General features: G+C 53.6%; 15 protein-coding genes. 2 read left to right on the plus strand and 13 right to left on the minus strand.

Annotated features, from left to right (window positions below; all coding sequences use genetic code 11):
• Nucleotides 1-31: 31 nt before the first annotated feature.
• The 3 genes from D7Z26_RS04480 to D7Z26_RS04490 form a co-directional block, all read right to left on the minus strand.
• Nucleotides 32-1,525 (minus strand): rhamnulokinase, encoded by a 1,494-nt coding sequence (locus tag D7Z26_RS04480; protein WP_120974860.1) that lies wholly within the window; start codon nt 1,523-1,525, stop codon nt 32-34.
• 33 nt (nt 1,526-1,558) lie between these two features.
• Entirely contained in the window at nt 1,559-2,215 is a 657-nt protein-coding gene (locus D7Z26_RS04485; RefSeq protein WP_120974861.1) for a class II aldolase/adducin family protein, read from the minus strand.
• A gap of 78 nt (nt 2,216-2,293) precedes the next feature.
• Nucleotides 2,294-4,084 carry an L-fucose isomerase gene (locus D7Z26_RS04490; protein ID WP_120974862.1) on the minus strand — a complete coding sequence of 597 codons (1,791 nt, stop codon included), beginning with the start codon at nt 4,082-4,084 and terminating at the stop codon, nt 2,294-2,296.
• A gap of 126 nt (nt 4,085-4,210) precedes the next feature.
• Here D7Z26_RS04490 and D7Z26_RS04495 point away from each other — a divergent pair, with 126 nt between their 5' ends.
• On the plus strand, nt 4,211-5,227 hold the full coding sequence (locus tag D7Z26_RS04495) for a LacI family DNA-binding transcriptional regulator (RefSeq protein ID WP_120974863.1): 1,017 nt from the start codon (nt 4,211-4,213) through the stop codon (nt 5,225-5,227).
• Between the two features lie 71 nt (nt 5,228-5,298).
• Here the strand turns inward: D7Z26_RS04495 and D7Z26_RS04500 are convergent, their stop codons facing one another.
• From D7Z26_RS04500 to D7Z26_RS04545, 10 genes are all read right to left on the minus strand, one after another.
• A complete protein-coding gene (locus tag D7Z26_RS04500; RefSeq protein WP_147423825.1) occupies nt 5,299-6,123 on the minus strand; it encodes a hypothetical protein in 825 nt (274 codons plus the stop codon).
• 96 nt (nt 6,124-6,219) lie between these two features.
• On the minus strand, nt 6,220-6,981 hold the full coding sequence (locus tag D7Z26_RS04505; protein ID WP_120974865.1) for an AAA family ATPase: 762 nt from the start codon (nt 6,979-6,981) through the stop codon (nt 6,220-6,222).
• 14 nt (nt 6,982-6,995) lie between these two features.
• Complete coding sequence (locus D7Z26_RS04510) at nt 6,996-7,568, minus strand: hypothetical protein (protein WP_120974866.1); 573 nt, start codon at nt 7,566-7,568, stop codon at nt 6,996-6,998.
• A 64-nt stretch (nt 7,569-7,632) separates the two neighbouring features.
• Nucleotides 7,633-9,129: an amidase family protein gene (locus D7Z26_RS04515; protein ID WP_120975025.1), complete on the minus strand. Its 1,497-nt coding sequence runs from the start codon at nt 9,127-9,129 to the stop codon at nt 7,633-7,635.
• Between the two features lie 1,740 nt (nt 9,130-10,869).
• Entirely contained in the window at nt 10,870-11,448 is a 579-nt protein-coding gene (locus tag D7Z26_RS04520) for a nitroreductase family protein (protein ID WP_120974867.1), read from the minus strand.
• A gap of 33 nt (nt 11,449-11,481) precedes the next feature.
• Complete coding sequence (locus D7Z26_RS04525) at nt 11,482-13,401, minus strand: ABC transporter ATP-binding protein (protein ID WP_120974868.1); 1,920 nt, start codon at nt 13,399-13,401, stop codon at nt 11,482-11,484.
• Entirely contained in the window at nt 13,398-15,161 is a 1,764-nt protein-coding gene (locus D7Z26_RS04530) for an ABC transporter ATP-binding protein (protein ID WP_120974869.1), read from the minus strand. The genes D7Z26_RS04525 and D7Z26_RS04530 overlap by 4 nt, the downstream gene beginning before the upstream one ends.
• Nucleotides 15,162-15,263: 102 nt before the next feature.
• Nucleotides 15,264-15,947, minus strand: a complete 684-nt coding sequence (locus tag D7Z26_RS04535; RefSeq protein WP_233566611.1) for a DNA alkylation repair protein — start codon at nt 15,945-15,947, stop codon at nt 15,264-15,266.
• 10 nt (nt 15,948-15,957) lie between these two features.
• On the minus strand, nt 15,958-16,914 hold the full coding sequence (locus D7Z26_RS04540) for an RluA family pseudouridine synthase (RefSeq protein ID WP_120974870.1): 957 nt from the start codon (nt 16,912-16,914) through the stop codon (nt 15,958-15,960).
• A 6-nt stretch (nt 16,915-16,920) separates the two neighbouring features.
• Nucleotides 16,921-17,838, minus strand: coding sequence for an ArsR/SmtB family transcription factor (locus D7Z26_RS04545; protein ID WP_120974871.1), 918 nt, complete (start codon nt 17,836-17,838; stop codon nt 16,921-16,923).
• 193 nt (nt 17,839-18,031) lie between these two features.
• On the opposite strand from D7Z26_RS04545, the gene arfA reads away from it, so the two are divergent.
• A complete protein-coding gene (arfA, locus tag D7Z26_RS04550; RefSeq protein ID WP_120975027.1) occupies nt 18,032-19,522 on the plus strand; it encodes an arabinosylfuranosidase ArfA in 1,491 nt (496 codons plus the stop codon).
• The last annotated feature ends 122 nt before the right edge of the window (nt 19,523-19,644 follow it).

The following is a 19,644-nucleotide window of genomic DNA, read 5'->3' on the forward strand; positions in this document are numbered from 1 at the left end:
ACCTATCGATGTTTGACCGTCCTACCGTACCCTATACTCGTCCGAAGCCAATAAACCTCTCGTATGCCGCCGTCCATTCCGCGCTCGTTTCAGGCTCATAGACTTCGACCGGGAACGAGTCCGCGACGAGCCTGCGAGCTTCGCGCAAATCTTTGCATTCGCCCAATGCCACGAGTTGCAGTAACATATTGCCGATGGCGCTCGCTTCGATCGGCCCCGCCCACACCGGCTTGCCCAAAGCATTGGCAGTAAACCGGCACAGAAGCTTGTTCTGGATGCCGCCTCCGACCATATGAAGCCCACTATAGACGCGTTCCGTCAGACGCTCCGCTTGCTCCAGCGCTTGCCGGTAACGGAGCGCCAAGCTTTCCAAGATGCAGCGAACGATCTCGCCTTCGGATTGCGGAACCGGCTGCCCGGTCTCTTCGCAGAAGGCGCGGATCTTATCGACCATCCCTCCATGCGCGAAGAACCGCGGATCGTCCGGATGGACGAGGCTGCGGAAGGGCGCGGCTTGTTCTGCCATGCGAACCAGTTCGGGGAAGTCGATCTCGTTGCCTTCCTCGTCCCACTCCCGCTTGCATTCCTGCAACAACCACAACCCCATGATGTTCTTTAGCAACTGATAAGTTCCGCCGACTCCGCCTTCGTTGGAAAACTCCAGGTTCATCGTCTCTTCGGTCAGCAAAGGCCCCGCCATCTCCGTGCCCAGCAACGACCATGTTCCGCATACGAGGTACGCGAACGGATCGTCTCCCGCGGGAACGGCCGCGATCGCGGATTCCGTGTCGTGCGTTCCAACGGCTACCGCTTTCATCGCCGGTACGCCGAGCTCATCCATCACTTCGGAAGATAAAGGTCCGACAATCGTGCCCGGATGAACGGGATCGAGGAATAAATGCGAAGGGATTCCAAGTCGCTCCATGAAATCCTTGTTCCATGCTTGGGTACCCGGATCGAACAACTGAGTCGTCGTTGCCATCGTAAACTCGCACGATTTGACTCCGGTAAGCAGATAAGTGAGCAAATCGGGCGTCAGCAGCAAAGTCTCGGCAACATCAAGCTTCGGCGAACCCGCTTTCTTCATCGCGTACAGCTGATACAAAGTATTAAAAGGCATGAATTGAAGGCCGCTATGGCGGAACAACGTTTCTTGCCCGAACATCGCGCCTACTTCTTCGATTAAACCTTCCGTATGCGGGTCGCGATAATGATAGGGATTGCCTAGCAGTTCTCCGTTCGCGTCCAGCAGGCCGAAGTCGACGCCCCAGGTGTCGACGCCGAAAGTAACCGGCTCGTAGCCTTTCTGGAAGGCGAATCGAATGCTTTTCTTCATCTCGCGCAGCAAACGCAAAATATCCCAGTGCAGATGGGCGCCTACCTGAACGGCGTGGTTCGGAAAACGATGGATTTCCGTTACTTCCAGCTTGCGGTTTCCTTGGCCGTCCGAAGCTAAACGTCCGATTAACGCCCTTCCGCTGCTAGCGCCCATATCGAACGCGAGCACCGTTGTTCCCGTCGTCATGTTGCCCCTCCTATCCCTAGAAACGGAAGCTGATCATTTCATTTTCTGAAGCAACTGGATGCGATAGGCTTCGCTCTCCAGCGATGCGATTTCTTCGAATTCTTCTTTCGTCAGAACCTTCGGCTCCTTGATCGCCGTCGCGATCAGGAAAATCTTCGCGCTCTCTTCGACGACTTCCGTACGGTAATAAGCTTCGCGCAGGTTACGGCCCGTCGTGACTAGGCCATGGTTGCCGAGCAGAATCGAGGAATGCTCGATCTTGGCGACTACCGCGTCCGCCAGCTTATCCGTCGTTGGCAGGACATAGTCCACGTAGACGGTTTTGCCGACGAGCGCCGCTTGGTCCGGGAACATGATCGGCAAGTCTTTTTCCACGAGCGTAAAAGCGATGCAATAAGGCGGGTGCGTGTGCACCATAGCTCCAATGTTCGGATTCTGGCGATAAGCGTACAGGTGCATCAATACCTCTGACGATGGACGCAATCCGATGTCCGTGATATCTCCCGTCTCGATGTCTACCTCTACCCATTGCTCTGGCTTGATTTCATCCAATGCGAAACCGCTCGGAGACAAATACATTTTCCCTTCGAATCGGGCGCTGATATTGCCTCCGGGACCTACGACCAGTTTGTTGCTGACGGTTTTCTGCGCGTATTTGCACAATTCCTCGCGAATGGCTTGGCTGCTCATGTTCGTTTCTCCTCGTATGGACAGACAACCGCCGCCTGTCTCGGTCAAGAAACAGGCGAGAGCTTTAGTCGGTTTATTTTATTTGTACAGCGGTCCGAAATTGTCGCAAGCGCGATAATCGGCGCTCTCCGTGTTGTCCGTGCCGAACAGGCCCCATACGCGCGGACGGAAAATATTTTCTTCCGGCACGTTGTGCATGCTGACCGGGATACGCAGCATCGAAGCGAGCGTGATCAGGTCGGCGCCGATGTGACCGAAGCTGATGGAGCCGTGGTTCGCGCCCCAATTGTCCATGACGTCGTACACGGTTTTGAATGAACCTTTGCCGTTCAGAATCGGCGCGAACCAAGTCGTCGGCCACGTCGAGTCCGTCCGTTTGTCGAGCGTATCGTGAACGTTCGCGGGCAATTCCACAGAATAACCTTCCGCGATTTGCAGCACGGGTCCGATTCCTTTTACAAGGTTCAGACGGGACATCGTCATCGGCATGCCGCCGCGAGTAAGGAAGTCGGAGGAATATCCGCCCCCGCGGAAATATTCGACCGACGCCGGACGCCAGGAAGTCGCGTCGAGACATTTCTGCGCTTCGTCTTGGGAGATTTCCCAGAACGGCTTCATCGCAGGCTTGCCGTCTTTCGATTGCTCGCCCGTACCGTCCATCGTCGCGGAACCGGAGTTGATCAAGTGCAGGATTCCGTTCTCAGCGGCACCCGCCAGCTTGTGTCCCGTCACCCGTTCTACCGAATCCGGGCTCCAGTAAGTACGCACGTCGGCGAAAATTTGCGCCGTGTTCGTCAGCAGGTTGCCGAAAAGCATAACCGCGCCGTTTAAGCTGTCGTTCTCGGTCGCCACCATGTAAGGCGCTCGAATGCCGTTCCAGTCGAACGAAGAGTTCAGAATCGTTTCCATGAAGTCGCCATTCGGGAAATGATCCGTCCATTGGCGTTGTCCTTGGAAACCGGAGACGATCGCATTGTGTCCCTGCGCTTCTTCGCCGAAGCCGAGCTCGGCCAAGCGAGGATTGCCGATCATCAGATCTCGGGCGATGATCGTCATTTTGACGACTGTTTCCCAATCCTTGTCTTTCTTGTCCCGCGTGAATTGAAGCCGCTCCGGATTGTTGTCCGGGCCTTCGACGCAGTTTTCTTTCACCCATGCGAATGCTTTCTCGTATTCCGCCGGATCGTAGATATTCTCGTCCATGCGGCGAACGAATTCGCTCATATCGACATACTCGGTACGCAAGCCCAAATATTCTTGGAAAAACGCGTCGTTCACGATCGAACCCGCGATTCCCATCGATACGGAGCCCATCGACAAGTACGATTTGCCTTTCATTAACGCTACCGCGAGACCCGCTCTAGCGAATCCGAGCAGTTTGCCCTTCACGTCTTCCGGTACGTCCGTCGTTCCCGCATCTTGTACGTCGTTCCCGTAGATGCCGAATGCCGGTAATCCTTTTTGCGCGTAAGCGGACAATACCGCCGCCAAATATACCGCGCCCGGACGCTCCGTTCCGTTAAAACCCCAGACCGCTTTGGGAATCGAAGGATCCATATCCATCGTTTCCGTACCGTAACACCAGCAAGGCGTGACCGTTATCGATACCCCTACGTTCTCGCGCGCGAATTTCGCTGCCGCCGCCGCGGACTCGGAGACTCCGCCGATGGTCGTGTCGGCGATGACGCATTCGACCGGTGAACCGTCCGGATAACGCAAATGTTCCGAGAATAGCTTGGCAACGCCGATAGCCATGTTCATCGTTTGATCTTCTAACGACTCGCGAACTCCGTTGCGTCTGCCGTCGATCGTAGGGCGAATTCCGATTTTCGGAAACCCGCCGTTCCACCTGAAGTTTTGCTCTGCCATCGATTGAAACCTCCATTGGGTATAAATAATGTTACCGATAACATTAAATTATCAAGGAAAGCGCTTGCTGTCAATTCTTTAATTTTGTAAGATAAAAGTAGATATTGACGAGAAGGAGCTTCACCCATGGTTACGATTTACGATATTGCAGCCAAAGCGGGCGTCTCCGCCATGACGGTGTCCAGAGTTATCAATAACACTGGTAAAATCAGCGATAAAACGAGGGCCAAAGTACGCCGCGTCATGGAAGAGTTGAACTACGTGCCTAACCATATGGCCCGCAGCCTAGTCCTGCAGCAAAGCAATTTGCTGTTCTTGCTTATTACTGATATTACGAACCCTTTCTATACGACATTGGCGCGAGGCGCGGAAGACGCCGCCAAGAAACACGGCTACCGTTTGCTGTTCGGCAATTCGGACGAGAGCGTGGACAAGGAAAAGGACTACGTAGATACGATTCTGGCTACGAGAGCGGACGGAGTATTGGTCGCGCCCGCCGGAGATCCTTCGCTCCCCCACTTGGAAACGCTGAGAAAGCATCAAGTCCCGTTCGTACTGTTAGACCGCGAAGTGCCGGGTCTGGATAGCGACGTCGTTCTCGGCGATAGCAAGGAGGGCGCGCGTAAGCTCGTCGACCACTTAACCTCACTTGGTCACAAGAGGATCGCGCTCATTAACGGCTCGCCTTCGATATCGAGCGCGAGACTGCGACTAGAAGGTTATCGGGAAGCGCTCAAGCTGAACGACCTCGCCTACGACGACGATTACGTATTAGAGACGGCGTTCGAACCGCGTAGCGACTTGTCGGATATCGAAAGTTGGCTAGACCGGATGGATCCTCCGCCTACCGCGATCGTAGCGGGCAACAACGTGCTTGCCGTCGAAGTCATCCGCACTTTGCACGCCCGCGGCATCCGCGTCCCCGACCAGGTCTCGCTCGTCTGCTTCGACGACCTCGGTCCCTATTCGGAGATCGACCCTTTCTTGACGGTTATCTCCCAACAAGCTTATCAATTCGGTTATCTCGGCATGCAGATGCTGATCGAACGCATTCAAGAACGCGGTGAAGCCGGATTGCCTTGGCGGAAAGTCGTTCTTCCCGCCGATATGATCGTTCGTCGGTCGGTCTCCTCCATTCGCTGAGCCTCCCTCGCGAACAACAAAAAAAGCATGGCACCTGAACGCATTCGCGTTGATTGCCATGCTTTTAATCATTAAATTCCTGCGGTATACCTATACCCCTGCTCGACTAAACGGAATTTCGTCCCTTTCTGTTGGACGACTTTTAAGGAAGACCCTTCGTCCCCGTACCATTCGTAACCGATTGAATAGCCTGCCTTCGACTTGGTAACGAACAGAACGCCGAACCAATCTGCCTCGATCTTCCCTCCATCCGACACCCGCCATGTGGATTGCGGATCGTCGTTCCCTTCGAAATCCTCGAAAATCGGACCCGAAGGCGTCGTCATGACGAGACTGGCCAGCGGCTTTTTCCCTTTCACTCTCGCGTATTCCACGATTCCGATCTGATTGTCATGATTAACTTGACCGATCAACCCTTGATGCAGCACCTTGCGTTTTTTCGTCTTTTCGATTTGGCCGATCGCGTTTTTGGAGAACGTTCCTTTGCTCAAAGGCTTGAATTTAAGAAATTCATGCCCGATGAAGGCATCCTTCTCCGCAAGCAGCACGGTAGAATTGCGCTCGATTTTTCCTTGAACGACTTGATAGATTTCTCCTTGGTCTCGCTCGAAGTTCCACTCGTTTTGTCTTCCCGTGCTTTTGGACGATAGCTTTTGATGCTTCTGAAATTTAACGGATAAAATGGCTCCGGGCGCATAGATGGCTTGGGTAAATCTGCCCGGCTTTACGCTTTCGAACCCTAACAGTCGCTTTCCCGATGCGTCCGTATAACCAAAGGCAAGCTTCTCGCTCTTTAGCTCCCCCGTCGCGGAAGCAGTAGAACCAGCGGATGCGGATGAGCCAAAGACTCCCGCTACTAGCATCAAGCCCATTAACGCGCATACTATTTTTCTCAAGTCGGTCCCTCCGTTCTTGTATAAATCATAGACGGGATTCAACCGGTAATTGTTTCGAAATACGATCGCTTGAGAACGTTGCATTCGTCGGAAGAACTAGTCGTCCTCGTCATCGAACAACTCCGCCAGCATCCTCTCTTTGTCGTTCAAAAAGCGTTTCGTAATGAGATAATGATCGGTCTCCTCAAGCGTTGTCGTTCCGATGCCGTCCGAGGAGATTTCGTACATCGTCGAATCCGGAAAGGCCATCAGAATCGGAGAATGGGTAGCGATGATGAATTGGGAGTTTCTTTGGACCAGTTCATGGATTCTCGCTAACATGGACATCTGACGAAGAGGCGACAAGGCCGCCTCCGGCTCGTCCAGAATATACAGGCCTTGCCCGCCGAACCGGTTAACGAACGTTGCGAAGAACGACTCGCCATGGGATTGCTCATGAAGGGATTTTCCGCCGTAGGAATCGATGATTGAAGAGCCATAGCCTGGCTCGCGATTCAATTGATCGATGTTCGAAGCCAAGTTATAATAACTTTCCGCCCGGAAAAAGAAGCCGTCCCGAGGCTTGCGAACTCCGCGAGTCAGATGGATGTATTCGTACAGATCCGAATGCGTGGATTGCGTAGAAAAGGAGAAATTGCGCGTCCCGCCTTCCGGATTAAACCCCCAAGCTACGGCTATCGCTTCCATAAGCGTCGATTTGCCCATCCCGTTCTCCCCGACGATATAGGTCACCTTCGGGTGAAAATCCAGTTTACCGAGACTTCGGATCGCTTCCAAGTCGAATGGATACCTGTCGCTAGAAGGAATTCGCTCCCTGTCTATTCCGATGCTTCTAAGGAATGCGTCTCGGGCATCCATGACATTCCGCCTCCTTATTTCTTGACGACGTACCAGAAATCATTGCTCTTCCGTACCCTCACATCAAAGGGTTCGATATCCGACCATGCGATCTGGCGATCCGCGTCGTCCGAAGTACGATAGTCGAATTGAACCTTGAAGACGTAAGTACCGTCCGTTCGTTTCGTTCCTTTGCCGATGCGATATCTTTTCATCCATGGACTGGACGTTCCGGTCACCCAGTTGCCATCTGTGAAGATCTTTCGGTGGGAAGCCCGAGTCGCGGGATCGGTCATCGCGTATTCCCAAGCGCCGTTGCGCGTAAACACCGCTTCGGCCCAAGATTGTACGGCTTTCTCCGGAGTCTTCGCGGCGACCGCCTTCTCTAACATCCGAATCTGCTGTTCCAACAGGTCGCGTTGCTTTTGTTCATCTTTACCCGTCGCGTTTATCGTCGTCGCGAGCGGTCGTTCCGGCATCGTTGACTCGAGCGGCGTTTCGGTCGAAGAAGTCGCTGTCTCCGGGATGATCGAGCGGGCGGACTCCGCGCAAGAGGTTAAACCAAATGCGCAAACGAGCGCGAGCGCCGCGGCGGACATTTTGTTCATGACTGGATTCACTCTCCCCTATAGAGTCGTAATCGACATACCCTATAGACGAATTACCCGTTTCTTAAGTTCGCTCATCTTCCTTTAAGCGCGGAGGAAAACGATGTTTCGTCGCCTGTTCGAAGCCGTAAGCGATCTTGATCAACGTCGGCTCGCTAAACGCTTTACCTACGAAAGTAATTCCTTGCGGACCTTTGGAAGTGTAACCTCCCGGTTCGATAACTCCGGTTTCCGCAAAGCCTCCAGGCACGGTAATGCTCGGATAACCGGCTCTCGCCGCCAAGTCCGCTCCGTATTCCGCGCCCAAGAATAGCAAGGCGTCCAACTTATGTTCTTTTAGAGCATAATCTATCCCTTTTTCGCCAGCCATCGTTTTATTTTGCTCCACGGCGTCCAGGTAGGCTTGTTCGGTTAACGTGCCGCTCGTTTCCTCGGAGGAGATCAGCGTATCTTGTCCGTACTTCAAGGCTTTATCCGAGTGTCGCTCGTTATACGCGACAACCTCGCCCAGCGAATGAACAGGCACCTCATCCGGCAATGCGCCCAAGTAATCGTTAAGAGCTTTCTTGAACTCGCAACGAAGAACGTCCCAACGCCATTCCGTCCCGTCGCAGGGCAAGCTTACCGGATCGACGATCGTCGCGCCTTGCTCCCGCAGGATCCGGATCGCGGCTTCCACGATCTCGAGCCGAGCTTCGTCCAAGTCTTTCATGTCGTATCTCGGAATTCCGATCGTGGCCTGCTTCAGGTAGTCGGCATCTAAGAAAGGGGTATAATCTCGAAGCGAGCGCTCGTCGGATATCGTCGCGGGATCCTTTTCGTCCTTTCCCGTCATCGCGCCCAGCAAGATCGCCGCATCCGACACGGTTCTAGCCATCGGGCCTGCGGTATCCTGGCTGATCGTTATCGGAATGATCCCCGAACGGCTTATTAATCCGATTGTCGGCTTAATTCCGACCAATAAATGCTGACAGGAAGGGCTAATAATCGAACCCGACGTCTCCGTTCCGACGGCTGCCGCGGCGAAGCTAGCTGCTATTGCCGCGCCAGACCCCGAGCTCGAACCGCCGACGAATAGCTCGCCAGGACCGTATGGATTCAGCACTTGCCCGCCCCTCGAACTATATCCCGACCACATCGTGCTCGACATGAAATTGGCCCATTCGGTCATGTTCGTCTTGCCCAGCAGAACGGCGCCGGCAGAGCGAAGCTTCTCGGCGACGAACGAGTCGCGAGTTGCGATCGACTCGGCTAACGTAATCGAACCCGCGCTCGTATGCATTCGGTCATTCGTATCGATATTGTCTTTTAATAGAATCGGAATTCCATGCAGCGGTCCGCGGATTCCCTTCTCGCGACGTTCTTGGTCAAGCCGCTTCGCGATCTCGAGCGCTTCCGGGTTCAGCTCCAGAATCGAGTTGATTCGGGGATCGTACTTTTCTATCCGCTTTAAGTAAGCCTTCACCAAATCCACGGAGCTTATCTCATCGGCTTCCATTGCAGTTTGCAACGAGGCAATATCCGCTTCCGCGATCCAATCTTCGCGAGTAAAATCCAACATCTTTACCAACTCCTTTTTTAGGGGTAAATCGATTATCGTTGCGTTAACGTCATTACGGGAGATGAACACCGTCTTGCCGCTAGAATCGATGCAGTATGCGATCGGGATGGAGGTCTCGAAGCCTCGATACGAACCGTCCGCATGGCTTGCGCCGATGATCGTCGAGCGATTCCGGATGGCGATTTTCCTCGCTTCGCCGATCCATTCGTCGAATTGTTCGTCGCTAAACATGCCGACTCCGATCGGGTGGACGATCAAGTCTATCCGGTCGGCCGACTTCGCATCTTGCTTGAGTCCTTGGACGATCATTTCATCGCAAAGAATATGACAAATATGAAGACCCTCTACCTCTGCGCATGCGGACGAGCTATATTTCGCGCGGTCGATGACGACTTGTCCGTTACGATCGATCAGGATGGCACGGTCTTTCGGACTTTCGTTCATCCTGCGGTATCCGCCGATTAATATTTTTCCGTAGCTTTTGGCAAGCGCACGCGCCTGCTCCACGTTCTCGTTCAAATACCCTTCGGGAAAAATAACCACGTCCACCGCTGGATTGCTCAGGAGCTCCGCCTCTAGCTGCGCGATCGTCTTCTCGAGTTTGGGTTGCATAATCAGGATTTTCATGATGACCTCCGGCAAATAAAGTAACCTCGTCCGTGAGTAAAATGATACACTACGAGTGCTCTGCCAGCACCTAATATTTTCTAATTCGAAACGTGCGCGAGTTAGCTTGTCTGAGCAAGTAACTGCCTGCAAGGAATCATTCTGGAGCGCGAGTTAGTTCGCCGGAGCAAGTAACTGCCTGCTGGGAGTCGCTCTGGAGAGCGAGTTAGTTCGCCGGAGCAAGTAATTCCCTGCTGGGAGTCGCTCTAGAGCGCGAGTTAGTTTGTCGGAGATAGTAACTATCTGCTAGGAGTCGCTCTGGAGCGCGAGTTAGTTTGTCAGAGCAAGTAACTGCCTGCTGAGAGTCGCTCTTGAGTGCGAGTTAGTTCGTCGGAGCAAGTAACTACCTGTTGGGAGTCGCTCTGAAGCGTGAGTTAGTTCGTTGGAGCAAGTAATTCCCTGCTGGGAGTCGCTCTAGAGCGCGAGTTAGTTTGTCGGAGATAGTAACTATCTGCTAGGAGTCGCTCTGGAGCGCGAGTTAGTTTGTCAGAGCAAGTAACTGCCTGCTGAGAGTCGCTCTTGAGTGCGAGTTAGTTCGTCGGAGCAAGTAACTACCTGTTGGGAGCTGCTCTGGAACGCGAGTTAGTTTGTCAGGGCAAGTAACTGCCTGCTGGGAGTCGCTCAGGAGCGCGAGTTAGTTTTCGGAGAAAGTAACTGCCTGTTGGGAGCCGCTCTGGAGGGCGAGTTAGTTCGTTGGAGATAGTAACTATCTGCTGGGAGCCGTTCTGGAGTGGGAGTTAGTTTGTCAGGGCAAGTAACTGCCTGCTGGAAGTCGCTCAGGAGCGCGAGTTAGTTTGTCGGAGAAAGTAACTACCTGCTGGGAATCGCTCTGGACCTTTTACCCGCGAGTTGTTCGTTTTTTTCGAGTAACTCCCTTCTGATTGCCCCCTTCAAACACTAATTGTTCGATTATTTCGAGTAACTACCTGCTAGAAGCCCCCTTCATCCACGAGTAGTACGTTTTTTTCGAGTCCCCCTTAACTCCACCGCCCCCCGAAAGCCTTCAAAACCAACAAAAAGAGCCAACCTCCAGCTGAGCTGTAGATTGACTCTTTCCCTTGAAACTATTTCACGTTACCCTTCCAGCCACACGATTTTCTCGGCGGCGGGAGCGCGCTTGCCGACCGGAGCGTTCATGTCCGGGTATCCAACATAGATAAGTCCTACTACTTGTTCGTTACCGGTAAGACCGAACGCTTGCTTCATCTTCGGATGGTAAGCAGGATCGCCCGTGCGCCATACCGCTCCGAGATCGTTCGCGTGGACGGCAAGCAGCAAATTCTGTACCGCGGCATGCGTCGCTGCCAGATCCTCGGCCGGAATCGCCCGCGGGGAATCCGTAGGCGCGTACACGGCCGCGATAACGACGGGAGCGCGGTAAGCTTTCGCGATTTCTTTGACTTGACGTTCTTGCCGCTCATCCTCGGACAAATCGGCCGGATAACCTTCCGCCGCGATATCCGCATAAGCCTGACCCAACACGCGACGGCCTTCCCCTGTCATGACGAAAAACTTCCAAGGCTCGGTGCCGAAATGGTTCGGCGCCCAAGTAGCCGCTTCGATCAGTTTTTCCACGAGCTCTTTCGGCACGGGTTCATCCTTGACCTTCCCGATGCTTCTGCGCCCTTTAACGATATCTTCAAAGCTCTTCATGAACGAATACCCTCATCTCTCATCCGGTTGCGTTTAACTCACGATCTGTTTCATGCCCCCGCCAACGAATTGGCTATTGTACAGGTCGGCGTAGAATCCGCCTTGCGCAAGCAATTCATTGTGAGTGCCTTTCTCGATAATGCTACCATGGTTCATGACGAGGATCAAATCCGCGTCGCGTATCGTCGATAGGCGATGGGCGATGACGAAACTCGTTCTGCCTTGCATCAATTGGTTCATTGCCTTCTGGATATGAACTTCCGTCCGCGTGTCGACGCTGCTCGTCGCTTCGTCGAGAATAAGAATCGCGGGATCGGCCAGTATGGCCCGCGCGATCGTCAGAAGCTGCCTTTGCCCTTGCGACAGGTTGGAGGCTTCTTCGTTCAACACGGTATCGTAACCTTCCGGCAACGTCCGGATAAAATGATCCGCATGCGCCGCACGCGCCGCTTCGACGATCTCCTCTTCGGTCACGCCAAGACGGCCGTATGCGATATTATCGCGAATCGTTCCGTTAAACAGCCATGTATCCTGAAGCACCATGCCGAACAAGCTGCGCAGATGCCCGCGTTGCATCCGGGTAATATCCACGCCGTCCACGGTTATGCTGCCCCCGTTCACCTCGTAGAACCGCATGAGCAGATTGACCAGCGTCGTCTTGCCGGCCCCCGTCGGCCCTACGATCGCGACCGTCTGCCCGCTGCGAACGTCGATGTCCATGTTCTCGATGAGCATGGCGTCTTCTTTGTAGCCGAAGTTCACGCCCTTCAGCGCGACGTCGCCTTTCGGAGAAGCCAACTTCGCGTCCGAACCTTCCGCCGCATCCGGAACTTCCTCCTCTTCGTCTAACAGCTCGAACACGCGCTCCGCCGAAGCGATCGTCGATTGAATAATGTTCGCGATATTCGCCGTTTGGACGAGCGGCATGGAAAATTGCCGGGCGTACTGGATGAATGCCTGAATGTTACCGATCGAGATCGAGCCCCTCGTGACCATGATACCGCCGACGACACTAATGAACATATACCCGATGTTGCTGACCATGTTCATGAGCGGCATAATATTGCCCGAGACGAACTGCGCTCGCCAGCCCGCTTCGTAGAGCCGTTCGTTGATCTTGTCGAACTTCTCCACGCTGATCTCTTCTTGCCCGTAAGCCTTAACGATCTTATGGCCCGAGTACATTTCTTCCACGTGGCCGTTCAACATGCCGAGCTCCATCTGCTGGGTTTTGAAATGCTTCTGCGACCGTTTCGCCGCCCCCCGGATCACGACCATGGATAACGGCAATGTCAGCAGCAAGATCAGCGTCAGCCACGGGCTGATCGTAAGCATCATGACGATGACGCCCAGAATCGTAATGACGGAAGTGATGAGTTGGGTCAAGCTTTGCTGCAGCGTATTGCTGATATTGTCTACGTCGTTCACCGCGCGGCTCAGAATTTCGCCGTGCGTTCGGCTGTCGTAATATTTCAAAGGTAGCTTGCCAAGCTTCTCGTTTACTTCGTTGCGCATGCCGTATACCGTTTTCTGCGCGACGCCCGCCATCAGGAACTGTTGAATGTAACTGAAGACGGAACTGACGACGTACAGAGAAGCAAGGAAGACGACGATCTTCCAGATGCCAGGCAGATCGAAATTCGCGTTCGGATCGCCGTTTATCCTGCCCATCATGCCCGCGAACAATTTCGTCGTCGCTTGGCCGAGCACTTTCGGACTGTAGATCGAGAACGCAGTACTTAATATCGCCGTAACCAGTACCGCCAACAGCTTCATTCGCTGCGGCTTCAAATACCCCGCAAGCCTGCGTAACGTGCCCTTAAAATTTTTGGCCTTCTGCACGGGCATGCCCATGCCGCCCATGCCTCCCATGCCGCCCGGGCCCATTGGGCCTCTACCCGGAGGAGGTCCCGTCCGAGCAGGTCCGTTGCCATTACCGCGTTGTTCGCTCATGCGATCTCCTCCTCCGAAAGCTGCGACGATACGATTTCCCGATACACGTCGCTACTTTCCATTAGCTCCCGATGGTTGCCGATACCGACGATTTTACCTTCGTCCAATACGATGATCCGGTTCGCGTCCATGACCGTGCTTACCCGTTGGGCGACGATGATTACGGTCGCTTCCGTCGTCTCGCTCTTCAATGCCGCGCGCAGCTTGGCGTCGGTCTTGAAATCGAGCGCGGAGAAGCTATCGTCGAACACGTAGATTTGAGGCTTGCGGACGAGCGCGCGCGCGATGGAAAGCCGCTGTTTCTGGCCGCCGGATAAATTCGTCCCGCCCTGCGCGATCGGCGCCGCATAACCTTCCGGCAACGCCTCGATGAATTCGCTGGCTTGCGCGGTTACTGCCGCATGGGTAACTTCCTCGTCGGTGGCGTCCGTTTTCCCATAGCGGATATTATCGGATACCGATCCCGTGAACAGCAAAGCTTTCTGCGGCACTAAACCGATCTTCAACCGAAGCTCTTCCAAAGTCAGATCCCGGACATCGGTGCCGTCGATGCGAATCGCGCCGTCTTCGATATCGTAAAATCTCGGAATCAAGCTGATCATCGTCGACTTACCGGATCCGGTTCCTCCGATGATGGCTGTCACTTCTCCGGGCAGAGCTTGGAACGATATTCCCGAGATGGCCGGATTCTCCGCGCCCGGGTAACGGAAGCTCACGTTATCGAATTCGACCACTCCGCCCGTACCCAGACGTTCGACCGCTTCGTCGACTTCCTCTTCGGAAGTATCGTCGCTTAGCTTTTCTTTTTCCACGATAACCGGCTGCATGTTCAGCACTTCGTTGATCCTCACGGCGGAAGCCGAAGCGCGCGGCAGCATGACGAACATCATCGATACCATGAGGAGCGAGAACATGATCTGCATCGCGTATTGCAAGAACGCCATCAGATCTCCGACTTGCATGTTGCCTTCGCTAACCCGCAATCCCCCGAACCAAATGATCGCGATCGAGGAGAAGTTCAGGATGAGCATCATCATCGGCCACATGAACGCCATAATCTGATTGACTTTAATTGCGGTTTGCGTGAGATCCTGGTTCGCTTCCTTGAACCGTTTCGTCTCGTGATCAAAGCGATTAAACGAACGGATGACGCGCATGCCCGTCAGACCTTCGCGCAGCACGAGATTAAGCTTGTCGATTTTCTTCTGCATCACTTTGAAGTAAGGAATGCCTTTGCTCGCAATGAGGTAGATCGTCAACGCGAGTATCGGCAACGCGCCCACGAATACGAGCGAAAGATGCGCGTCCTTGGACACCGCCATGATCAAACCGCCGATGCACATCATGGGCGCCGAGATCATTAGCCGCATCATCATCATGAGAACGCCTTGGACTTGCGTGATGTCGTTGGTCGTGCGGGTAATGAGCGAAGCCGTCCCGATCTTATCGAACTCTTGCAAGGAGAAGTTCTCTACGTGACGGAAAGTCTTGCTGCGGACATCGCGTCCGAAACCGGATGAAATCCGCGACGCCAGGAAACTCGACGCGATCGATACGACGGTACCGATAGCGGTAACTCCTAGCATGAAGCCCCCGATTTTCCAAATGTAAGGGATGTCTCCTTTAACGACGCCGTCGTTAATGATATCCGCCATCAAGGTCGGCAAATACAGCTCGCTAAGCGATTGCAGGAGAATTAGCGCCATTACGACGACCACAGCCCAGCGATAAGGCTTGAGAAACCTGAACAGCTTAAGCAACGTTCTTCAACTCCTCTTCACCTAACATTCATATGTAAAAATGATAATATGCTATGATTATGAACTCAATATGAACGGAAAACAATCGTTATCCGTTCACACTTATGATTTCCCGATTCCTTTGAGCGCTTCGCGTTCGCTTAACGGAGAAAGCCGATTGCCGGCAACGAAACGGCGAACAGCCTCGGCGTCGGTCTTGGCATATTCGCGTAGTGCCCAACCGATCGCTTTGCGAATGAAAAACTCGTTCTCGTCTTTGCAAAGCAACAGATACTCGAACAGCCGCTCTACATCCGTCCGTTGTTTATATCGAAGCTGGTAGAGGATAGCGGTACGGCGCAGCCACATATTGTCGGAGCGAATCCAGCGTTCCGTATATTCGGGAATGAGCTCCGGATACTTCGTTAGATGATCGCCCATCGTATGCGAAGCCAAGTAATCTACCGTATCCCACCAAGATTTCGTCGTAACGAGTTCCTCGAACGCGTCGATGTCGGCCGGCTTTGCTTTCTTCGCATACTTCTCCAAATAGGCCATCCCCACGTTCTGGAACTCGCGTTCGGGCAATAACCAAAGCTGCCGCACCACATCGAGGAGTTCCTCTCCCGCGGGAATGCCATGCTCGGCCCAGAACGTCTTGGTCAGAGCCGTCCGCTCAGGCGACTTGATGCCGAGGAACGGATACTGATTCCTCATGTAGTTTTCCATCGGAATCGCTTTAGTCTTGTCCCCATGTTTCCTGAACCATTCCGCCAATTGATCAACGTACGCCGTCATCGCGATCATCTCGCCTTCTCTAGAAATTCGGATTCAAACCGACCCGGTCGGCGACCGTCCTCATCTGAACGGGCAACGGAGCCTTGAATTCCCGTCCGTCCGGGAGAACGATCCGCCATGCATGCAGCAACTGATGATTCACGTCGCCGAACCGTTTACCTCCGTATTTGATATCTCCTAGCAGGGAATGTCCGATATCTTGAAAATGGGTACGGATTTGATGCGTGCGTCCGCTGATCAGCTCGATCTCCACAAGCGAATACGAGGCACCCGTCTGCAGTACGCGATATCGCGTTTCCGCCGTTTTCACTTGCTCGGCACCTCCATGCTTGTCGACGTTCGTCTTCGCGCCGACAACATGCGTCCGATTCATCTTCTCGTCGCGGATCAGATCGCCGGACAGCGTTCCTTCGCCGGCCAAGCGACCTTCGGCGATCGTCACGTAATATTTCTGCAGCTCATGCTTCTGAATCCATTGATTTAATTGATGGAGCATGCCCGCCGTCTTTCCTACGAGCACGATGCCGCTCGTGTTGCGGTCAAGCCGATTGGCCGTCGCCGGCATGAACAGCGGACTGTCGAGCTCGCCCTTGCGATACAAGTAAGCGTGAACGCGATTGACGAGCGTGTCCTTCTGATCGGCTTGATCGGGATGCGTCAGCATGCCGACCGGCTTGTTGACGACCATGAGCTCGGCGTCCTCGTAGATGACGTCGACGTTGGCGTTCACGCCGACGTACTTCGTTTTCTTCTGGCCGATGCTTGCTTCTTGATACGCGGATTCCTCTACGTATAGAACGAGCTCGTCCCCGGCCACCAGCTCGTAATCTTGCTTTTTGCGTTTACCGTTCACTTTAACTTTGCCGGTATCGATCATCTTATAGATTTGACCCAACGGTATGTTCGGCATCAAGTTTCTCAGAAAACGGTGCAGCCTCTTGCCGCCCTCGGAATTCGTTATTTTACGGTTAATCATCGTCTCTTATCTCCTCTGGCTGTAATACATCCTAAACATGATATCTTGATTATAGTTGCCGAATCCCGCTCCGTACAAAGTCAAGCCCCCGATATGGGTCGCATCGTCTTCGACCGCGAACCTTAACGTCCAGAAGGCATTGTCCAGCCGGAGGTCGTCTAGCGTCGTATCGGAAATTCGTTGGCCGTCCATGTAAGTCCCTTCCCGGTTAACCCTCAACGCTTTCCACAACCCGAATTGGTTTAACGGGATATGCCACCATTCGGGCGTGAATCTGCCGCGCGAATGCATTCCGAAATCGCCCGGGCTCGTCCATTCTCCCAATCGGACGCCGTTCAAGTAAAATCGAATATCGGAGGGCCAATGGTCGTTGGAGCCCGGCGCCTCTGATCCGATCTCGAACGAAATTTCAAGCTCTTCCGCCAATTGGCTGGGTCGCAAATAATTAGGCAGCTTGTATTCCACGTATCCTTTGCCGAACCATACGATAGCGGCGTTCACGCGCTCCGGATCGAGGAAATAGCGAGGATCGTCGAATTGTCCGACCATCTTCTCTCGAGTGGCCAGCCCGCATGTCGGGAATACCTCGAACGACGTGTAATGCCCGACCGGGATATTTTGCTCATAAAACAGCTTTTCCTCGGCTTCCGCGTGTGGCAACGCGATTTCCACCGTCGATTCGGCCAAGGTACATATTTTGTGCGTGCCGCCTTCCTTGCGAACCATTTTCGTCGCGATGAGCCCGGCAAGCTCTAGCTTACGAACATGCATCGTCAGAATCGCGCTGCTGAGCGCAAGCCGCTCGGCGATTTCCTTCAGGTTCATCGGCTTCTCCGCTAGGAGTTCTATTATTTTGAGGCGAACCTCGCTAGCGAGCGCCTCATAGAGAGGCAGCCACTTGCGGTCCGTATTCGCTTTGATCATCGTAGCCCATCCTTCCTTATCTCTACTCAATTAATATAGATATAAATTCTGAATTTCGCAAACGAAATCAGGTAAAAGTTCATGTTGCCAAACCGGCACCGATCGGGTTTAATGAAGTTGAAGGTCTAAACACATTAAGCAATTAACATTTTTATTACTTCATGGAGGTTTTACTGTGAGCCAAAAAGCTACTATGATTGTCGACAAAGATTTTGTAATCGCCACGATCGACGAACGGTTGTATGGTTCTTTCATCGAACATTTAGGTCGCGCCGTATACGGAGGCATCTACGAACCCGGGCATCCTTCCGCGGACGAACGGGGATTTCGCAAAGATGTCCTCTCGCTGATCCGGAAGCTTAGAGTGCCGATCATTCGGTATCCGGGCGGCAACTTCGTCTCCGGCTACGACTGGAAAGACGGAGTCGGTCCCCTGGAGCTGCGGCCAAGCCGCTTGGAGCTGGCATGGAGAACGATCGAGCCGAATCGGTTCGGTATGAACGAGTTCGTCGACTGGTCGAAAGCCGCCGGAACGGACGTCATGTGGGCAATCAATCTGGGCACGCATGGCGTGGAGGAAGCCCGCCAGATCGTCGAATACGCTAACCATGCTTCCGGTTCTTATTGGAGCGACCTGCGAATCAGTCACGGCTACAAAGCCCCCCACGCGATCAAAACCTGGTGTCTCGGCAACGAGATGGACGGACCTTGGCAAATCGGCCAAAAAACGGCGACGGAGTACGGCCGAGTCGCCGCCGAATCGGCGAAAGTGATGAAATTGGTGGATCCCTCCATCGAGCTCGTCGCCTGCGGCAGCTCCGGTAAATTCATGGCATCCTATCCCGAATGGGAAGCCACCGTCCTCGACCACACTTACGATCATGTCGAGTTCTTGTCCTTGCATAGTTATTACGGGAACGCGGACAACGATACGGAAACTTTCCTCGGTCGTTCGCTCGAGATGGAAGACTTTATTCGCAGCGTCACTGCGACTTGCGATTACATCAAAGCGAAGAAACGCAGCAAGAAGACGATGCATCTCAGCTTCGACGAATGGAACGTCTGGTTCCACTCGAACGATGCCGACAAGAAAATCGAACCTTGGCAAGTAGCGCCTCCGCAACTGGAAGACGTCTATACGATGGAAGATGCTCTCGTCGTCGGCTGTCTGCTCATTGCCCTGCTGAAGCATTCCGACCGCGTCAGAATGGCCTGTCTTGCTCAGCTCGTGAACGTCATTGCTCCGATCATGACCGAGAACGGCGGAGACGCCTGGGCGCAGACGATTTTCTATCCGTATATGCATGCTTCCGTCTATGGACGGGGGCAAGCGCTCGTGCCTCTCGTACAGTCGCCGAAGTACGATACGAAGGAAATTACGGATATTCCCTACTTGGAGTCGATCGCGGTTTACAACGAAGAAGCGAACGAGGTGACGATATTCGCGGTAAACCGGGACTTGAAACATTCCTTGCCGCTTGAAGTGGATCTGCGCAGCTTCGGAGGTTGCCGCGTACTGGAACATCTCGTACTCGAGAACGACGATCTTAAATCGACGAACACCGCCCGTCAGCCGGAGCGCGTCGCTCCGCATTCGCACGGCAATGCGATCGTTGACGGATCCAAGATTAGCGCGAGCTTAACCAAAGCTTCTTGGAACGTTATCCGCCTCAGTCTTAATTAATTCGCTTTCGCCATTAGCATGCGGCATAGGTGATCTTTTCCTTGCCTTTGCCGCATGCTAATGGCTTATTCATTGTGATTATTTATAATTTTTATAGGAAGGATACCCAAAATGCTGGAAGT

The organism is Cohnella endophytica (assembly GCF_003628305.1).
GTDB classification, from domain to species: Bacteria; Bacillota; Bacilli; order Paenibacillales; family Paenibacillaceae; genus Cohnella; species Cohnella endophytica.